The 18,878-nt window shown below is 36.8% G+C and carries 15 protein-coding genes and 9 tRNA genes; 19 read left to right on the forward strand and 5 right to left on the reverse strand.

The annotated features are described in order from the left end of the window. Window positions 1-38 precede the first annotated feature (38 nt). From tolB to CXF85_RS14525, 14 genes are all read left to right on the forward strand, one after another. Window positions 39-1,388, forward strand: coding sequence for a Tol-Pal system beta propeller repeat protein TolB (tolB, locus tag CXF85_RS14460; protein ID WP_101229366.1), 1,350 nt, complete (start codon window positions 39-41; stop codon window positions 1,386-1,388). Window positions 1,389-1,446: 58 nt separating this feature from the next. Continuing rightward, window positions 1,447-2,004 carry a peptidoglycan-associated lipoprotein Pal gene (gene pal, locus CXF85_RS14465; RefSeq protein ID WP_101229367.1) on the forward strand — a complete coding sequence of 186 codons (558 nt, stop codon included), beginning with the start codon at window positions 1,447-1,449 and terminating at the stop codon, window positions 2,002-2,004. A 33-nt stretch (window positions 2,005-2,037) separates the two neighbouring features. Continuing rightward, the gene (ybgF, locus tag CXF85_RS14470; RefSeq protein WP_101229368.1) at window positions 2,038-2,829 is read left to right on the forward strand and encodes a tol-pal system protein YbgF; all 792 of its coding nucleotides are present in this window, start codon (window positions 2,038-2,040) and stop codon (window positions 2,827-2,829) included. 173 nt (window positions 2,830-3,002) lie between these two features. Continuing rightward, window positions 3,003-3,078 (forward strand) — tRNA-Lys (locus CXF85_RS14475). Between the two features lie 109 nt (window positions 3,079-3,187). Then, window positions 3,188-3,263: transfer RNA gene (locus CXF85_RS14480), tRNA-Lys, on the forward strand. Between the two features lie 36 nt (window positions 3,264-3,299). Beyond that, window positions 3,300-3,375: transfer RNA gene (locus tag CXF85_RS14485), tRNA-Lys, on the forward strand. Window positions 3,376-3,485: 110 nt separating this feature from the next. Next, window positions 3,486-3,561: transfer RNA gene (locus tag CXF85_RS14490), tRNA-Lys, on the forward strand. A 33-nt stretch (window positions 3,562-3,594) separates the two neighbouring features. Beyond that, window positions 3,595-3,670 (forward strand) — tRNA-Lys (locus CXF85_RS14495). 88 nt (window positions 3,671-3,758) lie between these two features. After that, window positions 3,759-3,834: transfer RNA gene (locus tag CXF85_RS14500), tRNA-Lys, on the forward strand. Between the two features lie 90 nt (window positions 3,835-3,924). Continuing rightward, a tRNA-Lys gene (locus CXF85_RS14505) sits at window positions 3,925-4,000 on the forward strand. A gap of 86 nt (window positions 4,001-4,086) precedes the next feature. Next, a tRNA-Lys gene (locus CXF85_RS14510) sits at window positions 4,087-4,162 on the forward strand. A 1,029-nt stretch (window positions 4,163-5,191) separates the two neighbouring features. After that, the gene (gene nadA, locus CXF85_RS14515; RefSeq protein ID WP_101229369.1) at window positions 5,192-6,250 is read left to right on the forward strand and encodes a quinolinate synthase NadA; all 1,059 of its coding nucleotides are present in this window, start codon (window positions 5,192-5,194) and stop codon (window positions 6,248-6,250) included. 163 nt (window positions 6,251-6,413) lie between these two features. Next, window positions 6,414-6,503, forward strand: a tRNA-Ser gene (locus CXF85_RS14520). 205 nt (window positions 6,504-6,708) lie between these two features. Then, on the forward strand, window positions 6,709-7,398 hold the full coding sequence (locus CXF85_RS14525; protein WP_101229370.1) for a hypothetical protein: 690 nt from the start codon (window positions 6,709-6,711) through the stop codon (window positions 7,396-7,398). A 36-nt stretch (window positions 7,399-7,434) separates the two neighbouring features. Here CXF85_RS14525 and CXF85_RS14530 read toward each other — a convergent pair whose 3' ends face one another. Continuing rightward, window positions 7,435-8,469, reverse strand: a complete 1,035-nt coding sequence (locus tag CXF85_RS14530; RefSeq protein WP_101229371.1) for a GGDEF domain-containing protein — start codon at window positions 8,467-8,469, stop codon at window positions 7,435-7,437. A 156-nt stretch (window positions 8,470-8,625) separates the two neighbouring features. Between CXF85_RS14530 and CXF85_RS14535 the strand changes: the two genes are divergently transcribed. Both CXF85_RS14535 and CXF85_RS14540 read left to right on the forward strand, forming a co-directional pair. Beyond that, complete coding sequence (locus CXF85_RS14535) at window positions 8,626-9,843, forward strand: Nramp family divalent metal transporter (RefSeq protein WP_101229372.1); 1,218 nt, start codon at window positions 8,626-8,628, stop codon at window positions 9,841-9,843. Window positions 9,844-9,945: 102 nt separating this feature from the next. Then, the gene (locus tag CXF85_RS14540; RefSeq protein WP_101229373.1) at window positions 9,946-10,764 is read left to right on the forward strand and encodes a tetratricopeptide repeat protein; all 819 of its coding nucleotides are present in this window, start codon (window positions 9,946-9,948) and stop codon (window positions 10,762-10,764) included. Between the two features lie 152 nt (window positions 10,765-10,916). Here CXF85_RS14540 and CXF85_RS14545 read toward each other — a convergent pair whose 3' ends face one another. Both CXF85_RS14545 and CXF85_RS14550 read right to left on the reverse strand, forming a co-directional pair. Beyond that, window positions 10,917-11,675: an alpha/beta hydrolase family protein gene (locus CXF85_RS14545; RefSeq protein ID WP_101229374.1), complete on the reverse strand. Its 759-nt coding sequence runs from the start codon at window positions 11,673-11,675 to the stop codon at window positions 10,917-10,919. 117 nt (window positions 11,676-11,792) lie between these two features. Further along, window positions 11,793-13,934, reverse strand: coding sequence for a winged helix-turn-helix domain-containing protein (locus CXF85_RS14550; RefSeq protein WP_101229375.1), 2,142 nt, complete (start codon window positions 13,932-13,934; stop codon window positions 11,793-11,795). A gap of 229 nt (window positions 13,935-14,163) precedes the next feature. Here CXF85_RS14550 and CXF85_RS14555 point away from each other — a divergent pair, with 229 nt between their 5' ends. After that, a complete protein-coding gene (locus CXF85_RS14555; protein ID WP_101229376.1) occupies window positions 14,164-14,967 on the forward strand; it encodes a nuclear transport factor 2 family protein in 804 nt (267 codons plus the stop codon). A 179-nt stretch (window positions 14,968-15,146) separates the two neighbouring features. Beyond that, window positions 15,147-15,749: a heme-binding beta-barrel domain-containing protein gene (locus CXF85_RS14560; RefSeq protein ID WP_198555650.1), complete on the forward strand. Its 603-nt coding sequence runs from the start codon at window positions 15,147-15,149 to the stop codon at window positions 15,747-15,749. A gap of 174 nt (window positions 15,750-15,923) precedes the next feature. Here CXF85_RS14560 and CXF85_RS14565 read toward each other — a convergent pair whose 3' ends face one another. Both CXF85_RS14565 and CXF85_RS14570 read right to left on the reverse strand, forming a co-directional pair. Beyond that, complete coding sequence (locus CXF85_RS14565; RefSeq protein WP_101229377.1) at window positions 15,924-17,354, reverse strand: ATP-binding protein; 1,431 nt, start codon at window positions 17,352-17,354, stop codon at window positions 15,924-15,926. Between the two features lie 2 nt (window positions 17,355-17,356). Further along, window positions 17,357-18,085 (reverse strand): response regulator transcription factor, encoded by a 729-nt coding sequence (locus CXF85_RS14570; protein ID WP_101229378.1) that lies wholly within the window; start codon window positions 18,083-18,085, stop codon window positions 17,357-17,359. Between the two features lie 221 nt (window positions 18,086-18,306). On the opposite strand from CXF85_RS14570, the gene CXF85_RS14575 reads away from it, so the two are divergent. Beyond that, window positions 18,307-18,765 carry a Spy/CpxP family protein refolding chaperone gene (locus tag CXF85_RS14575; RefSeq protein WP_101229379.1) on the forward strand — a complete coding sequence of 153 codons (459 nt, stop codon included), beginning with the start codon at window positions 18,307-18,309 and terminating at the stop codon, window positions 18,763-18,765. The last annotated feature ends 113 nt before the right edge of the window (window positions 18,766-18,878 follow it).

An 18,878-nucleotide genomic window follows, 5' to 3' on the forward strand; every position in this document is an offset into this window, starting at 1 on the left:
GCGTTAAATGAAGCGACCTAAAGGAAAATAACAAAAATATGAAATTATTATCGAGCGTCTTATTCGGCGCTGTTATCGCGTTAAGTTCAACGAAAGTAATGGCAACATTAGAGATTGTCATTACAGGGGGGGTGGATAGCGCTAGACCAATTGCTATCGTACCTTTTGAATGGACAGGTGCAGGTGAACGTCCAGAATCGTTATCAAAAGTAATCAGCGATGATTTATTACGTAGTGGTAAGTTTAGCCCCATTGCTCATGATAAATTTCCACAAGCTATTTCTGATTCTAAAAGTATTGATTACAGCGCTTGGGCAAACCTTGGTGCTGAGGCGTTAGTCGTCGGTAAAATTAGTGAAGTGACACCGGGTCGTTATTTAGTCAGTTATCAGCTTGTCGATGTGATACGTGGGCAGATTACCGGTGGTGAAACGTCAATGCTTAGTAATGGCGAATTAGTTAATAGTAAAGATCATATATTGGCGCAAAGCAGTGCCAACATCCAACTGAATCAAGCCCGTCGATATGGGCACAGTATCAGCAATGTTATTTATGAAAAGCTCACGGGAACTAAAGGCGCTTTTTTAAGTAAAATAGCTTATGTTATTGTTCGTGATCAAGGAAAGTATCCATATCAACTGGCTTTTGCCGATTATGATGGTTTTAATGAACATGTATTGTTAAGTTCAAAAGAACCGTTAATGTCACCATCTTGGCGCCCTAATGGCGAGCAGTTGGCGTATGTTTCGTTTGAAAATCATCAAGCGCAAATTCATACCATCGATATTTACACTGGCGAGAGAAAATTAATCAGCTCATTTAGCGGTATTAATAGCGCGCCACGCTTTTCTCCGGATGGAAAAAGCATGGCAATGGTACTGTCAAAAGATGGTAACCCCGACCTATATGTGATGAATTTAGCGACGATGAAAGTACGACGTATCACACGTAATAGAGCGATAGATACAGAGCCTAGTTGGACACCTGATGGTAAATCATTGATATTTAGTTCAGAACGGGGTGGAAAACCACAGCTATATCGCGTAGATTTAGCCGGGGGGAAAGTAAGACGTTTAACTTTTGACGGTGAGGTGAACCTAGGAGGTTCAGTTACACCAGATGGTAAACAACTGATTATGGTCAATAGAACTCGCGGAAAGTATCGTTTAGCGAAACAAGAGCTAGCGACTGGATTATTCCAGGTGTTAACCGAAACTCGTTTAGATGAGTCGCCAAGTGTGTCACCTAATGGTGGTATGATCATATACAGTACTTTACACAATAATCGACAAGTGTTGGGTTTAGTGTCGGTAGATGGCCGCTTTAAAGCGAGATTGCCTGCACTTGATGGTCAAGTAAAAGCACCCGCTTGGTCGCCATTTTTATAATAATAAGATAGACAAAACAAACTAATTGAATTTTAATTTTAGGACAAAGGAAAATAACATGCGCTTTAATAACATAGTAAAATGCCTAGCAATAGCTTTACCTCTTACCGTTTTATCAGCTTGTAGCTCAAACTCAGATAGTGATGAGAACAGCCAAGTAGATACTAATGCCCAAGTGACTCAAAATGCAGCTGATGCTAAAATAGCAGAAGCCGAAGCAGTGAAAGTTACTGCTGCAAAACGTGCTGCTGAAATTGAAGAACAAAAGCGTCAAGAATTAGAAACGTTACGTTCTGAACACATCATCTATTTCGATTTTGATGTTTCAAATGTAAATGATCAGTACTCTGCAATCTTAGATGCACATGCTAAATTCTTAAATGCTAACTCTGATGTAAAAGTATTAGTTGAAGGTCATGCCGACGAACGTGGTACACCTGAATATAATATTGCATTAGGCGAGCGTCGTGCTAAATCTATTGCTACCTATTTAGAAAATATGGGTGTTTCAGCTAGCCAACTTACAGTAGTTAGCTACGGTGAAGAAAAGCCAATGGTTAAAGACCGTAGTGAAGATGCTTTCGCTAAAAACCGTCGTGCAGTTTTAGTTTACTAAGACTTGATAAGCCTCACATAAGCAGGTAACTGAATGAAACTAAATAAAGTTTTATTTGGCATGATGTTTACAGCTAGCGCCGTTAGTGCGTTAGCTGTAGCTAAAGCGCCAGTCATTGATGTTAACGCCAATTCTATCGACTCTTCTGCGTTAACAGAGCAATTAACTACTTTGTCACGTAAGCTCGACTCACGTAATAAGGCACAAGTGAATATCCAGCGTCAGTTGGACCTATTGCAAACCGAAGTGAACGAACTTCGTGGTGCAACAGAGTTACATACACATCAACTAAGCCAAGTATTAGAGCGTCAACGAGAGCTTTATCAAGAAATTGATAGACGAGTCAATGAAGTGCTTGAGTCAACGAGTAAAGCAGCCTCAGTTACGACTAACCCTATGGCGACTATTAGTACTGCAGAAAACGCGACAAGTTATAGTGATAATTTAACTGAAAATGAAACCTATGACCGTGCTCTTAACTTAGTCTTAAAAGACAAACGTTATAAACAAGCGATTATTGAGTTTAATGCGTTTAATAAAAGCTTTCCAAATTCTAGTTATGCGCCCAATGCTCATTACTGGTTAGGACAATTACTATTCAACCAAGGCGAACTTGTCAAAGCTAACACAGCGTTCCTGATTGTAGTTAATAAGTATAAAGACTCAACCAAGCGTCCTGATGCACTATTGAAGCTTGCCATGGTTGCCCAAAAGCAAAATGATGTTAAAAAAGCGATAACTAGCTATCAAAAATTATTAAAAGAGTACCCAAACTCAACGGCAGCAAAACTAGCAAAACCACGTTTAGCCAGTTTAACTAACTAAAGTATTTGATCGCAAATAGCATGAACATGCTATTTGTTGCTGATAAAACTAGCGTATTGCTGGGAATTTACTCGAACAGAAATTAATATTAAGAAAAACGAAGTTTATAGTTGCACTTAAATAAATTTTGAGTATTATATGCCCCGCATTGAGGCAGTGACTCAATACAACGTCGGCCGTTAGCTCAGTTGGTAGAGCAGTTGGCTTTTAACCAATTTGTCGAAGGTTCAAATCCTTCACGGCCGACCACTTTCTTAACTTAAAATGTAACTTGTTGAAGTGATGTTTTAGTGTGAAAAAAAAGTCTCCTTATCGTAAAGATAATTGAGCAAGTAAATTTATAATGTAACTCTTGAATCGGCCGTTAGCTCAGTTGGTAGAGCAGTTGGCTTTTAACCAATTTGTCGAAGGTTCAAATCCTTCACGGCCGACCAATTCAAGAACGATTAATATTTACTTATAAGATAAAACGGCCGTTAGCTCAGTTGGTAGAGCAGTTGGCTTTTAACCAATTTGTCGAAGGTTCAAATCCTTCACGGCCGACCACTTTCTAACTTAAATGTTAACTTATTGAAGTGATGTTTTAGTTTGAATAAAAAGTCTCTTTATCGTAAAGATAATTGAGCAAGTAAATATTGAAAATGTAACTCTTGAATCGGCCGTTAGCTCAGTTGGTAGAGCAGTTGGCTTTTAACCAATTTGTCGAAGGTTCAAATCCTTCACGGCCGACCAATTCAAGAAAGTAAAAGTATATGTTATTAGGAACGGCCGTTAGCTCAGTTGGTAGAGCAGTTGGCTTTTAACCAATTTGTCGAAGGTTCAAATCCTTCACGGCCGACCAATCCTAATAAAATATAGACCAGTAAATATTTACCTGAATAAATCGTAGTGAAAATAGTAAATGGCCTATAAGCCATGATTATTAGGAACGGCCGTTAGCTCAGTTGGTAGAGCAGTTGGCTTTTAACCAATTTGTCGAAGGTTCAAATCCTTCACGGCCGACCACTCCTAATTAAATGTAAAACAGTATATATTTACCTGAATAAATTTCGTAGCAATAAATAGTAAATGGCCTATAGCCATAATTATTAGGAACGGCCGTTAGCTCAGTTGGTAGAGCAGTTGGCTTTTAACCAATTTGTCGAAGGTTCAAATCCTTCACGGCCGACCACTCCTAGTAAATGTAGAAAAGTAAAAGTTCAGAATAAATATCGTAGTAAACAATGTAAAAGGCTTACGAGCCAGAATTATTAGGAACGGCCGTTAGCTCAGTTGGTAGAGCAGTTGGCTTTTAACCAATTTGTCGAAGGTTCAAATCCTTCACGGCCGACCACTTCTAATTCAATCAATATCATTCAAGTATCTCTTATTTAAAATCCCGAGTTAATCCCAAAAGCCAAGGCCTTTAACCGTCCAAGCTTAATTAGTTCGAAGGTTCAAACCCTTCACGGCCGACCACTTCTAATTGAATCAATATCATTCAAGTATTTCTTATATAAAATCCCGAGTTAATCCCAAAAGCCAATGCTTTTAACCGTCTAAGCTCAATTAGTTCGAAGGTTAAAATCCTTCACGGCCGACCACTTCTAATTCAATCAATATCATTCAAGTATCTCTTATATAAAATCCCGAGTTAATCCCAAAAACCAATGCTTTTAACCGTCTAAGCTCAATGCGTTCGAAGGTTCAAATCCTTCACGGCCGACCACTTCTAATTCAATCAATATCATTCAAGTATCTCTTATATAAAATCCCGAGTTAATCCCAAAAGCCAAGGCCTTTAACCGTCCAAGCTTAATTAGTTCGAAGGTTCAAATCCTTCACGGCCGACCACTTCTAATTCAATCAACACCATTCAAGTATTTCCGATAAAAATCCTAGTTAATATCAAAAGCCAAGGCCTTTAACCGTCCAAGCTCAATTAGTTCGAAGGTTAAAATCCTTCACGGCCGACCACTTCTAATTCAATCAACACCATTCAAGTATTTCCGATAAAAATCCTAGTTAATATCAAAAGCCATGGCCTTTAACCGTCCAGGCTCAATTAGTTCGAAGGTTCAAATCCTTCATGGCCGACTCTGCTAATTCAGTAAATCCATATGATATTCTTGTAAAAAATAATCTTGTAAATCTAAGTTTATTAAATATTTAAGGGATATTAGTGTCAAGCCATATCCAAATACTACTGATGATTATTATGATGCTAAAAAACCTTATTAACACACGGTGAATTCACTTTTAGGAATAGTCTTTCTTGATTACTCGGCTACTGCCATTAATACCCTCTATTATCTACTACACATTAGTACCGCTTTCCCTTATAATTGGCGCGTTTTTACGTGTCCAGAATTAGAGAGAACTCATGAGTGTAAGTAATACTGCGGTTGATTTTGATTTTCAATTTCCAGCTAAGCCAAAGCCTTTAGAAAATAATGAAAAGGCACAATACATAGCGAAAATTAAAAAGCTATTAATTGAAAAAAATGCCGTATTGGTTGCTCACTACTACACTGATCCTGAAATTCAAGCTCTGGCTGAAGAAACAGGCGGCTGTGTTGCTGACTCTCTAGAAATGGCTCGCTTCGGTAAACAACATCCTGCAGAAACATTAATAGTTGCAGGAGTTAAGTTTATGGGCGAAACAGCTAAAATATTAACACCTGAGAAAACAGTGCTAATGCCTGAACTCGAAGCGACTTGTTCGTTAGACTTAGGTTGCCCTATTGACGAGTTCTCAGCCTTTTGTGATGAACACCCTGATCACACTGTTGTAGTTTATGCTAACACCTCTGCGGCTGTTAAAGCCCGTGCCGACTGGGTAGTAACGTCGAGCATTGCTCTTGAGATTGTAGATATGCTTGAGAGCGAAGGTAAACCTATTTTATGGGGACCTGATCGTCACTTAGGTGCCTATATTGAAAAAGAAACAGGTGCTGAAATGTTAATGTGGCAGGGCGCTTGTATCGTTCATGACGAATTCAAAGCCAAAGCATTACAAGATCTTAAAATTAAATACCCTGAAGCAGCCGTTTTAGTTCATCCTGAATCACCATTAAACGTAGTGGCGCTTGCTGACGCGGTAGGTTCAACAAGTCAATTAATTAAAGCTAGCCAAGATATGCCAAATCAGCACTTTATTGTTGCTACCGATAAAGGCATATTTTATAAAATGGAACAAGCGAGTCCAAACAAAACATTTATCGCCGCACCAACAGGTGGTAACGGCGCAACCTGTAGAAGTTGTGCTAATTGCCCATGGATGGCTATGAACGGTCTCAAGTCTATTGCAGAGGCTTTAGAGAGCTCTGTAGGCAAAGAAATATTTGTAGATGAAACCTTAGCGAAAGAAGCAACTATCTCACTAGACAGAATGCTAAATTTTGCAGAAGAGCATAAGTTAAAAGTCAAAGGCAACGCGTAAAACGCTATGACGGTGCACAAGTTTACTCACACTGAACGTTCTTTGAGCATTCAGTGTTATTTTACCGGTTAACACCCTGAATTTACTTGCACTATAAAAGATTTTTACCTACCATAGCGCAGTTGAAAAATTTGTCTCGAAATAGACCTTTTAACAACGATACGGTGAGCTGGCCGAGTGGCTGAAGGCGCACGCCTGGAAAGCGTGTAAAGGTTTATCCCTTTCGAGAGTTCGAATCTCTCGCTCACCGCCATATTCTATAAAAAGGGCACCTCATACGAGGTGCCCTTTTTTGTATCTGCGATAAACATCAGATAGTAGTAAAATAAACAGTCAGTACTTTTATTTCTTTCAGCAAACTACCGTTTTGAACCATCACTTATCTTCTTAATGCTCAATTAGTCAGTGTTATGTTTATATGTTAAGTTATGTAATCGCTCATCGATTGATAATAGATTATGAAAAGAATTATTTTTTTATTACTCTGCTTATTATGTTTTTTTGTTTTTTCTGCAGATGAACGGCTAAACGTTGATGTTATTGCGGTTGATTACCCTCCTTATACGAGCTCAAAGCTAACAGGCGATGGTTCAAGCTTTATATTGCTAAGTAAATATGCACAATCAAACTTTAGTGTATCCTTGACGCCGTTTTTCTTACCACCCGCACGAGCGAATAGAGTCATCAAAGATGGGTATTGGTGTCTGTCCTTTTACCCACCAAGAGAGGGAAATAAAGTTGCCCGTTTTGTTTCCTTATCAGATAATGTTGTCAGTATGGGCTTCTACCGATTAAGAAAAAAAGAAGGTTTCCACTGGACCGAACTTAAGGAGCTAAAGGGGAAAATAGTTGCCTTATTAAGGCCTGATGTTATCGGTAAAATGCATCAAAACATCTTAGATGCAGGTCTTCAAATGGTTTATGTTGAATCCATAGAACAAGGGCTGCAACTTGTCTTAAAAAATAGAGTGGATTACGCTTTTGGTGACAACTTGGTCTTATCAGAAACTAATTTAAGCGAAGTTCAGAAGCAAAAATTACAATTCTCTGAAAGCTCGGTGCATGAAGCAGAAATTGGTTTCTTTTATAATATTGAATGTAAAGATAAACTGTTTAACCAAAATAAAATGGAGTTAATCATTCAATAAATTTTTTAGTTGATAGAGTAAGTAATATAAAGCCAATTAAAATAACTCTACAGGGGAGTTTAGGGCAGGATCATGGCGCTGTAATAACTTCTGCTCAATGAGATCTTCAAAGCAATGAATTGTGTTTCTTCCATTATCCTTAGCGTAATAAAGCGCTTTGTCTGCTCTATCAACAATTGAGGAGATAAACATATTCGGATCCAACAAAGTAAAACCAATACTAACTGTTAATGATTCAATAAATGGGAATTGGTGACTATTAACTGCATTTTTGAATTCATTCAATTTTATATGCAGTATTTTTGATGTGGGGGCTTCCATCACTAAAATAAACTCTTCGCCACCAAAACGGAATAGCAAGTCTTCATTGCGAAAGTGTTTTTTCATGAGCTGGGCAAAGGTAAGTAAAACTTCATCTCCGCATACATGGCCAAATTGATCATTTACCCTTTTAAAATTATCTAAATCTATGATGGCAAGCCATGTGCTTATACTTTGATGCGGCGCTCGTTTATTGTCACTGTTCAATTCATCAAGTTGTTTTTTATTTTTTTGCTCACTAAATCGTTTTACTTTTACTTCAAAGGTTTGTCGGTTGAGTAACCCTGTTAACTTATCACATTCACTTTCTTTCAGTATGCTTAGATAGTTCTCGTATATACGACAAAATCCATTTAACAACACCTGTTGTTCTCTAGAGAGTTTTATTGAGTTAAGGTAGATTACCGCGACAGTTTGTTGTCCGATGACTATTGGATGCCAACTTTCTTCATTTTCATTTTCAAGTTTATTATGAATAAGACAAGAAAACTTAAAACAAGAGTTTAATTCATCGCTAATGTTTTGAACAAACTCGGGTTCTAACCATTCATATTTAGATTTTGTATCATGAACAATAAGGTCAATGTTAGATCGTATTGTTAAGGTGTGTTCGGCATTCACTCTTTTATATATGATCAAGCGCAGGCACTTTATTTGCTCAACCAGCGCTAAACTCATACTAATTTCTAAAGAGTCTGTATCTCTTTTGTTCGTTATTTCAATAACTGAATTTAAAATATTTTCGTCCATTTACAGCCTCAAAATAACGATAGAAAGGATAGTTAGTGTTTAAGTATAGTGTAATATGAGTAATATTTAGCGGTGCATTTATATGTTGTAAAATTATTACATTGAGTGGTTTGACAATTTCCCTGACAAGGTTATATTAATAAAAAAGTAATAATTATGATTAAATTCCCTCAAATTGGACCTGCAGTTTTAGTTACCGCTGCTTTTATCGGACCGGGCACCGTTATTACGGCAACAATGGCCGGCGCAAATTACGGCTTTAGTTTATTGTGGGCTCTTGTCTTCTCTGTCTTTGCCACTATCATTTTGCAAGAAATGGCAGCGCGTTTGGGCGTGGTAACTCAGCAAGGTTTAGGTGAGAATATCCGCTTAGCTTGTACGAATCCGGTAAGTAAGTACTTATCTATATTTCTTGTGGTCGGCGCTATTGTCGTGGGTAATGCCGCTTATCAAGGTGGTAATATTTCCGGGGCAAGTTTAGGTTTAACGCATCTATTTGGAGAGCAACCTCTGCTTGGCTCCTCTGCCGTTTGGCCAATAGTAATAGGCTTGGTTGCTTTAAGTATTTTAGCCACAGGCAGCTATCGCATTATCGAAAAGTCACTGATTGTTTTGGTAGGAGTGATGAGCTTGGCGTTTCTAGCGAGTTTTTTCTTGATAGATATTAATTGGTCCGATTTTTTCAGTGGTTTATTAATCCCGAGTTTACCTACAGGTGCAACACTTACCGTTATTGCGTTAATTGGTACTACTGTTGTGCCTTATAACTTGTTTTTACATAGCGCGACAGCAAGTAAGAAATGGCAGAAAGTTGAGCAGCTTGATGATGCTCGAAAAGATTTATACTTTGCTATACCCTTGGGTGGTTTGATTTCAATCGCTATTGTATCAACAGCGGCAAGTGCCTTTTTTGGACAACAAATTCACATTACTAATGCAGCGGATATAGCCCCTGCTTTGCAGCCTGTTTTTGGTGATGCGGCAGGTATATTTATAGCGATTGGTTTGTTTGCTGCGGGTATATCCTCGGCTGTAACAGCACCGTTAGCTGCGGCTTTTGCTTTAAGCGGTATTTTAAATTTAAACAAAGAACTTAATTCACTCTCCTTTAAAGCCATTTGGTTTATTATTTTGTTACTCGGCGTGATTATTTCTAGCTTAGGTTATAAACCCATGACGGTCATTTGGTTCGCTCAAGTGGCTAATGGTATTTTATTACCGTTAATAGCGCTGTTTTTATTATGGATGATGAATAGTCAAATATTAGGAGAACAGCAAAATACTCGTCAACAAAATATCTTGGCAGGCATAGTCGTAGCTGTTACTTTGATGCTCAGTGCACGTAGTTTGCTTTCTGCATTTGATTTACTGTAGTTATTTATAAACGATGATTATTTATCAAGCTGCCTTGTAGTCTTTGTTTTTTTTAGTTAGGATGTTTTTTAGTCAATAAATTGTATTAACGGAATAATAACAATGACCTATTTAAAACACCTTTCCTTAATTTTTATTTTATTTTGTACCCTATTAGCAAAACCCAGCCAGGCAATTCCTATTGATTCGTGTATGGAAGAACAGTGTATTGCCTATTTTAATAAATGGAAAGTTATGGCTATAGCAAAGCGTGTTAATGCTATGTCGGCGTTAGCTGAGCTTTATTATCAGGGATATGGTACGGAAAAGAATCTCGATAAATCTCTTCGTTATTTTCGTAAAGCATCAAGATATCAGTTTGCCTATGCGCAATACCGCACTGGAATTTTCTATCTGATGGAAGATAAATTTATTGATAATGAAGCCGGTATCAAATATTTAAGAAAAGCGGCTAGAAATGGCCATGTTGAATCAGCATTTCTACTCGGTGTTATATTCGGTACAGGCGAATTGGGTATTAAAGATGTCGGCGAATCGGATAAATGGTTGGTAAAAGCGTTGAAAGATCAGCATTCCACGGCACAACGTTATGCAGGTTTTTTGTATAAAAGTGGTCAAGTAAATGAAAACCACTATATCAAAGTGAATAAAATTATTAATAATCTAAAAGTCACTATGCCAGCAATGAATAATACCAAAGGGCAAGTAGCTAAAAAAATTACAGAAATACCCTGGCCTCATGGTTCAAGAACAGAGGTTATTACCGAGCAAGACGCAGTTTTTGGGGATACGTTTGATTTTGAAATCGCTGATCTTCAATCTGCAGCGTCAACGACCAACAATGATACAGGTTCACAAAGACAAGTAAGGAAATGTGAAAAAATATTGAGTTGTTATAACGTAGATAGACAAGAATTTTAGCGTTATAGAAGTACTAAATTAGCACTTCCAAGCAAGTAGAGTCAGTGAGTGAATCTGCAAGATAGCAAGTATAACCTGAGTAATAAGTGATCTGAAAACTCAACTAACAGAATAGCAGGACTAAAGTCATATTACTTTAGTCCTGCTATTATTTAGTCACTAGCTAGATTATTAGCAAACCATGCGACAATTGTTTTTGTTAACTGTTTATCACTGTCTAATAACGGATACCCGTGCATGCTGCCTTTGTATGAGATCATTTTACTATTGGGATGTTTAGCCGTTGAAAAAAGCTGTTGGGCACTGGTGAATGTTCTGCCATCATCCTCTGAAGCGATGATTAAGGTAGGTTTTTCTACTAACGTTTTACCATAACGGACAATATTTTTATCACGCTGTGATGAGGAGAAAAAACTAATAGCGCTGATGTTTTCTTTTTCAGCTAAGGTGATGGCTTGGCTGCCACCACAACTTGCGCCAATGATGCCTACCTGCCCACGGTTACCAACCTTATCTTTTAAATAATCAAAGGCTAATTGCACGTCTTCTGGCCAATGAGAAGACATTTTAGTCCACGCTTGACCTCGCTCTGCTTGGGGCAGTTGACGAATTTTTGCAACGTTAAACTCGTCACTAACACTTTCACCAAAACCTCTAAAGTCGAGGCTTAGCGCATGAATACCTTGTTGTGCTAATTGCTCGCCGATATGGTTATACATAGTGCGATTGTAATTACACTGATGCAGCATTAATACCGCACGTTTGTTTAAGTTTTTTTCGTTATTTTGACCTTGATAATAATCAGCTTTTAGGTTGAATTTATCCGGGCTAATCAAGATGAGATCAGCTGCTAAGCTTTGAACACTAAAAAGTAGACTAACAACTGACAGTGAAGCGATTAAACGTAACATAACAATTCCTATGGTAATTTTATTTCCTAGGCAGTTAACTTATCGTTAAACATGTAATAGAAACAGCAGAATGCGACCAATGACCTTTTTTGTGGGTGGCATAACGCGCTTATTACGCTAATTATTTAATTGAGCTCTCATAATATCGCCCTCGGGTGGATCTGTTTTGAAAAAAATGGCTTTACTACCATCCACATTAAAATCTGTTACTCGAGACCAATTAGGTAAAGTCATCAACAACTTACTTGACGATATTTGCTCATCATTTCCTATAAGGACTTGCTGTATTTTTCTTGATGGGCCGTTCTTTATTATGGTGTAGACCGTTTGGTCAATCACTTTTAACTCTCCTGGCACTAGAGAATCTAAATGAGTAATTGAGTGGATAAGTGACGTTGTTTTATCATGAATAACGTCTTTGATAATTAAACCTCCCACTTTATAATCGATTAATGTCAGTTTGTCTCCGTCTGAGCTTTCTTGGGCAAACAGACCCGCATTAGGCTGTATTAACGTCGACTCTAATGTACTACGGTCATACTGGTATATATTCACGTGCTTTACGTGTTCGCTAATGTATATACTGCTATCGTCTTTACTCCATGCTAATGGATATTTCATACTAGGAATTGAACTTTCTTTAACAGGTTTTCCTGTAATTAATGAAATAATGGACAAGGTTAGTTTTTCTTTTTCATAGACGATGGCAAAAAATTCCTCGGTATTAGATAACACCGGTCTATGTATAAAACTTGCCTGTAATTGAGTCACTTGTTTGGTTTTTTGAGACTTAAGGTTATAGGACCATACTTCATAATATCCAGTTCGATTTGAAACAAAATAAATTGTCTTATTATCTTTTGAATAAACACCATAATATTCGTTGGCATCACTATTAAGTTTGGGCAGAGTATCAAATTTTTGTTGGTCAATATCGGCGATTACTTGATTCGTCGACGCTTTATAGGTGGCGTAATAAAGGTGGCCTTGTTTAAGTTGTGCTCGAATAATACGTTGACCACCTGAGCTAGGTAGTATGCTGTTAATCGAATGATCATTTATATTTAGCTGCCAAATACCTTTAGTTGCTGATACTACACCTGATATGAGTAAGTTTCCTGAGTCAAGCAATGCGATGTGTTCAACCCACGAAAACTGGTCCGTGATAGTTATATATTGATGGGTTTTAAGGTTTAAAGAGACTATTTCTTTTACTTTATTACTGTTATTGAAAAAATAAAGTGTTTGACCGTCTAAAGAATAGACTTGATATCGAATATCGCTCGGTAAATTTAAGGTCGATTCATGTAAATAGGTCACTTTACGATTAATCGTGTTTATTGATTTAACTTCATGTAATTTATTATGTTGGTAATCATCGTATTCAATGAAACTTATCGCAGAAGCCTCATTTGTTTTTAGAGATAAATTAAAAATGGCGTTGTCAGATTCATAAATAATTTCAACTTTACTGGGTAGCTCATGTCGAATAATTTGGTATTGGCCTGACTTTTCTCGGATATAGGTAATGGTTTTTTCGTCCAACCATATAGGAGAGTATTCACCCCATTCATCATTAGTGACTTGTTCTGACTGATTGCCACCTAATGTCTTTAGATAAAGATCAACCCGTTCACCGCGAGCGCTGACATAAATCATTTTATTATGATTTTCATGAAAGCTAAAGTCGCCTTCGACACCTATATCTTTGGTGACAGGTAAAATATTCTGAATACTCAAGTGACTGACGTTTTTATCTAATAAAGCATTATTCAACAGCCAAGTACTTATTGATACTGTAATTAAAAGTAAGCAGCTACTTACTAACCATTTCACTTTTAGACTGACGTGTTTATTATTTTGTAAACTCTCAATCAGTGCTTTGTTTTCAATCGTTGTCCTATGCTCTGTTGTACAGTGTTCTGCTGTAGTTAGCTTTACCTTCGCTATGAATCGATAGCCTTTTTTGGGAATAGTTTCGATATATTTCGGATTTTTTGCATCATCAGTTAGCGCATTGCGTAATGAATAAATCAGTTGAGAAATAACTTCATCACCCACAACAATATTTGGCCAAAGTGCAGACAAAATTTCAGCTCGAGTAACAACTTCACCATTTTTACTTACCAGTAATATTAATAACGACATCACTTTCGGCTCTATTCGTTTTTCTCGAGATCTTTTAATTAACAAGTTGGCTTGAGGGATTGCTTCAAACTCGTTAAAGCTGAATTTTTCATCAGAAAATTTTGTTGTCAATGTATATAGCCGCTTGAATTTAAACCAAATAAAACAATGATGTTTTTTTTAGTTTTTCATTATGTATCTTTACAATACATTAACACAAAATCAAATTGTGACATTGATTTTTATAAAATTGATTCACAAAAATACCACATCAATAATCTTATATTAGATTTTATTTACAATGAAATAGAACGTTTATTCGATATTTAATAAATAATAATAGTTTTAAAAAGGAAGTTAAATGAACATAATCAAACTTGCCAGCCTGGTGCTGCTATTGGGTGTTACCGCCTGTGTCGAAGAAGAAAATGATAATAAAGTAATCGTAGAACAAATATACACCGATGTGATTAATGGTTTAAATACCGGATTAGTTACTTCCTTATATGCAGAAGACTTTATTCAGCATAATTCCGACATTGCAGCGGGTGTTGCAGGGCAAGAAGAATACTTCGAAACAATGACGGCTAACAACCCTAGTCATGTGGCAACGATTAAACATATCGTCGCTGATGGCGATTATGTTGCAGTACATTGGCACTATGCGCAAGACGTTGATAATGAATTTATTGGTAGTGCTAGAGTTGACTTATATAAGTTGAAAGACAGCATGATCACGGAACATTGGGATGTGGTTATGGTCCCCAACATGAACACAGCAAGTGGTAATTCTGTTTTTAGTGACTTATATATTTATCCTACGGACACATCTGCTAATACGAATACTAGTATTGAAGAAATAAATAAAGTGATCGTGACTAATTTTTATTTGGACTTATTCAACAACCAGAATCTTGATTTAATTGAAGAGCTAGTAGACCCAAGTTACCTGCAACATAATTTTTGGGTGCCAAATGGTAGTGAGGGTTTGTTTAACTACGTTAGTGGCGGAGGTACTGGAGGGTTATCAATCTTTTTGACGTTAGGTGAGGGTGATATGGTTTGGACCTTTTCGGGCCCAGGTACTGATAATTTGCAAACGGTTGATTTATGGCGTTTTGATAACAATATTAAAAAAATTGTTGAACATTGGGATGTGTTTTAAAGCATAACTTACATTATGGAAGTCGTTTGCTACTTCCATAATGTATTTTCACAGAAGATAAACGATAACTTGCTCTTAAACGGTTCAATACATGAACTATCGTTACACAATTAAACAATAAGTAAATAGGAGCCTTGATATAATTTCATCTATTTTATAGATGTCTACGGAGTTTTACCTTGAGAGCAGTTGTTGTTTTATTATCAGTGTTATTTATCACATTATTATCGGTTAATGTTAATGCAAAAAGTACAAAGATAGACGGTTTAGAATTTGGCCCTATCGCTAGTTTAGTTGGGACATGGGAAGGAGATAAGGGCGTAGATGTTGCACCAGGAAAAACTGTCCCGCTAGTGGCGCCATATTTTGAAACAATTAAAGTTGAAGTCGTTGGTGATGTGACTAATGCAGGCACTCAAAAATTGGCAATTTTAAGTTATCATCAAGAAGTTTTTCGCAAAGCGGATGGTAAAAAGTTTCATGATCAAATAGGTTACTGGATCTATGATGCGGCGACCAAAGAGATACATTATACCTTGAGTATTCCACGTGCAGTGACGCTGATGGCGAGTGGTAAACTAACCGCATCAGGGGCAATTAAAGTGTCGACTGACACTGAAATAGGCCAGTCTCCGTTTATGCAAAAAAATGCTAAAACGACAAAGTTTGAAATGACAGTGACAGTTAATGGCGATAGTTTACGTTACGCGATGACAACTCATTTAGATATTTACGGTAAAGCTTTTCCGCATACAGATGTTAATGTTTTAACACGTAAGTAAATTGACTTGTTTTAATAACAAAAGTATTGCAAGTTGAAATTAAAAGGCACCTACTTAATTAGGTGCCTTTTTTTGTATCATTTGTTTAGGGTTGTTAAGCTCAATAATTTTGGTTTGTTGTACAAATGCATGGATTTAATCGACACTATTAAGCCTTAAACAGTTTAAAGAATGTTAAACATTAGTTTTATTCTGCTTCAATAATGTTGGTAAGGTAATTATAACTTTCAAACCACTCGAGACTTGATTTTGGGCGACTATGTAACCTTGATGCAAGGTTATAGCTTGCTGAGCAATTGCTAATCCTAAACCAGTGCCTCCGCTACTTCTTTCTCTGCCATCTGCCACGCGGAAAAAAGGAGTAAACAGTTTTTCTATCATTTCATCAGGTACACCAGGACCATGATCCGAAATAGTTAACGTTATCTGTTCATCTTTTTCGCTTAATTCAAGGGTAACCACTTGGTTTGTAGGTGAGTATTTTACTGCGTTATTAACAACGTTACTGATGGCACTCGCGACCAGTTTACTGTCGGCTAAAAGTGGGCAGCTAAATTCAGTTTTGAAATCTATAGTGACATTTTTACTGGTAGCAAAATATTGGCAGTCGTTAACTACATATTCTACTAAATCTTTGAGATCAATCTCATCAGCATCGAAGACATTCTGGTTATGCTCCAGTCTTGAAAGCGTTAATACATCAGCTATCATTTCATCTAATCGGTCTACTTCAGTTTCACAGCGGTTTAAATGTTTTTGCTGTTCAACGCTATTGCCCATATTTTTTTCGGCTAAAGCAACCGCTAGTTGTAAACGTGTTAAGGGAGATCTTAGCTCATGTGAGACATCACCTAATAAACGTTGATGCGCTGTAATATTGTTTTCTAATTGCTCAGCCATTTGATTAAAGCTTCGTGCAAGGGCGCCAAATTCATCAGAGCGTTGTTCAAATTTTGTAATACGTGTTGCTAATTTACCTTTACCTATACTTTCACTTGCTTTTTGTAAAGCGATCAAAGGCTTTGTAAAGCTCTTAGCGAGCAACCAACATGATAGGAAACTAACCAGTAACAGCATGATTAAACGCATGGCCAAAGGTAATTGGGTTACCCAGCTAACGATACGCTTACGGCGCATTTCACTGGCAATGAAAAGTTGAAATTTTTCACCATTAATAACTATGGGTTGAGAAGACGTCACTTTGGTAAAATCAAAATCAATGGTCACGGGGTTATCGAGGGGATGCTTTTCTAAGTAGTTTTTTACTTCTATCCAGCCACGCTTTCTTGGCGCGTAAACTTTATTATTACTGATTTTTTTTATGATTAACATTTGATGGTGTTTACGGTCAAAACTTCTCTGTATTGCTTTAAGTTTTATCTGTTTTTTATTCGCTAACTTCTCAGTGTACATGCTTAACAATTTTAATTGTTGAGGGTTGGCTTGTTCTTGGCTAGGACTATGCCTAAATTGCATGGTGACTAGGTAACTAATGAGTACTGAGATGAGTATAACTATCCAAAAAGCAAGAAACAGTTTTAAGCTAATGCCTAAGGAGAATTTCTTATGCAGTGGTGAAGCTAACTTATTCGTAGCATTAGTCATTGTTAGTGCTCACCTTGTAAAAAAACGTAACCAGCACCACGTACCGTTTTCATCTTATCTACTGGATCAATAGCGAGTAATTTTCTACGAACATTACCAACATGTACATCAACAGTTCGATCATATGGAGTGAGCTTACGTTGGAGTACTTGCTCTGATATTTCATTTTTACTGACTATTTTACCATGATTTTCAAGCATATAAAGAAGCACTAAATATTCAGTACCGGTTAACTCAAGTAAATTATTTTGACAGCTTATTTCACGAGTTGCTTGGTTAACCCTAACCTGATTAACGATCAGTTGCTCAGTCGGAGCATTTAGTTGTGACGAACTCTGACTTTTTACAATGGAAATACGTCTTAATATCGCATTAATGCGTGCTAATAATTCACGGTGTTTAAAAGGTTTAGCCAAATAGTCATCAGCGCCTAATTCAAGACCTAAAATTCGGTCATTATCGTCACCTTTAGCTGTTAACATTAAAATAGGGGTTTTATGATTACCGCCCAGAGCTTTTAATACTTCAAAGCCATTTAATATTGGCATCATGACATCAAGTAAAATCAAGTCGAAACTGTCATCAAATGCTTTAGCTAAACCACTGGCACCATCTAAACATGACGTTACTTGGAAATTTTCGCTGTCAAGGTATTCGGTTAATAGCTCAGCAAGCTCGGCATCATCATCTATTAATAAGATGTGTTTAGTTTGTGTCGGGGATTGTGTCATATGAGTGGCTGCTTTTTAAGAATAAGAGACATAACTGTTTCAGTTTACTAACGATCAGTTTCTTAGTTTACGTGAACTTAGCTAAGCAGAATAGAACTTTACATAGCTTTACACTGCCTTGCACTGCTTTGCATAAAGCCTAGATATACTATAGCTGAACTTAATCAAGCGTAAGCTAACTTTCTATCAGTATAATAAAATTACCCATAAAGGAATTTCCAATGAAAATTACATTAAAAAATATAGCAATTGCCACTTCACTTTGTTCTGCACTGGTTTTAACACCGGTAAGTTTTGCTGGTAATGACAACTCAAACCATAAAGGTCATCATGAGAAAAATCAGCAACAAATGAGTGAAAAAAAACTGGCTAAGCTCACGCGTAAATTAGGATTATCAGAAAGCCAGCAAGCTGATATTAAAACACTAAAAGCAGAAGAAAAAGCACAAATGCAAACAATAAAGCCAGCAATGAAAGCCTTTCGTGAGCAAGTTAAAACTTTAATGTCTGCCGATAGCTTTGACGAACAAGCTTTTGTTCAATTACAGGAAAATAATCAAGATGTTTTTTCTGCTATGGCGTTGATTAAAGCAAAAAGTAAATTTGCTATGAAAAGTGTGTTAACTGAAGAGCAATTAGAAAAATTTAGCTCAATGAAGCATAAGCGTTCACGTCGTTAATTTTATTGAAAAAAATTCGGTAGTATTCTGATTACATGCTATGTTCTAAAATAAAAAACCGACTTCTGTCGGCTTTTTATTGTCTAATATTTCTCATCAGTCTGTTATATATT

The organism is Colwellia sp. 75C3 (genome assembly GCF_002836255.1).
Lineage (GTDB): Bacteria > Pseudomonadota > Gammaproteobacteria > Enterobacterales > Alteromonadaceae > Colwellia.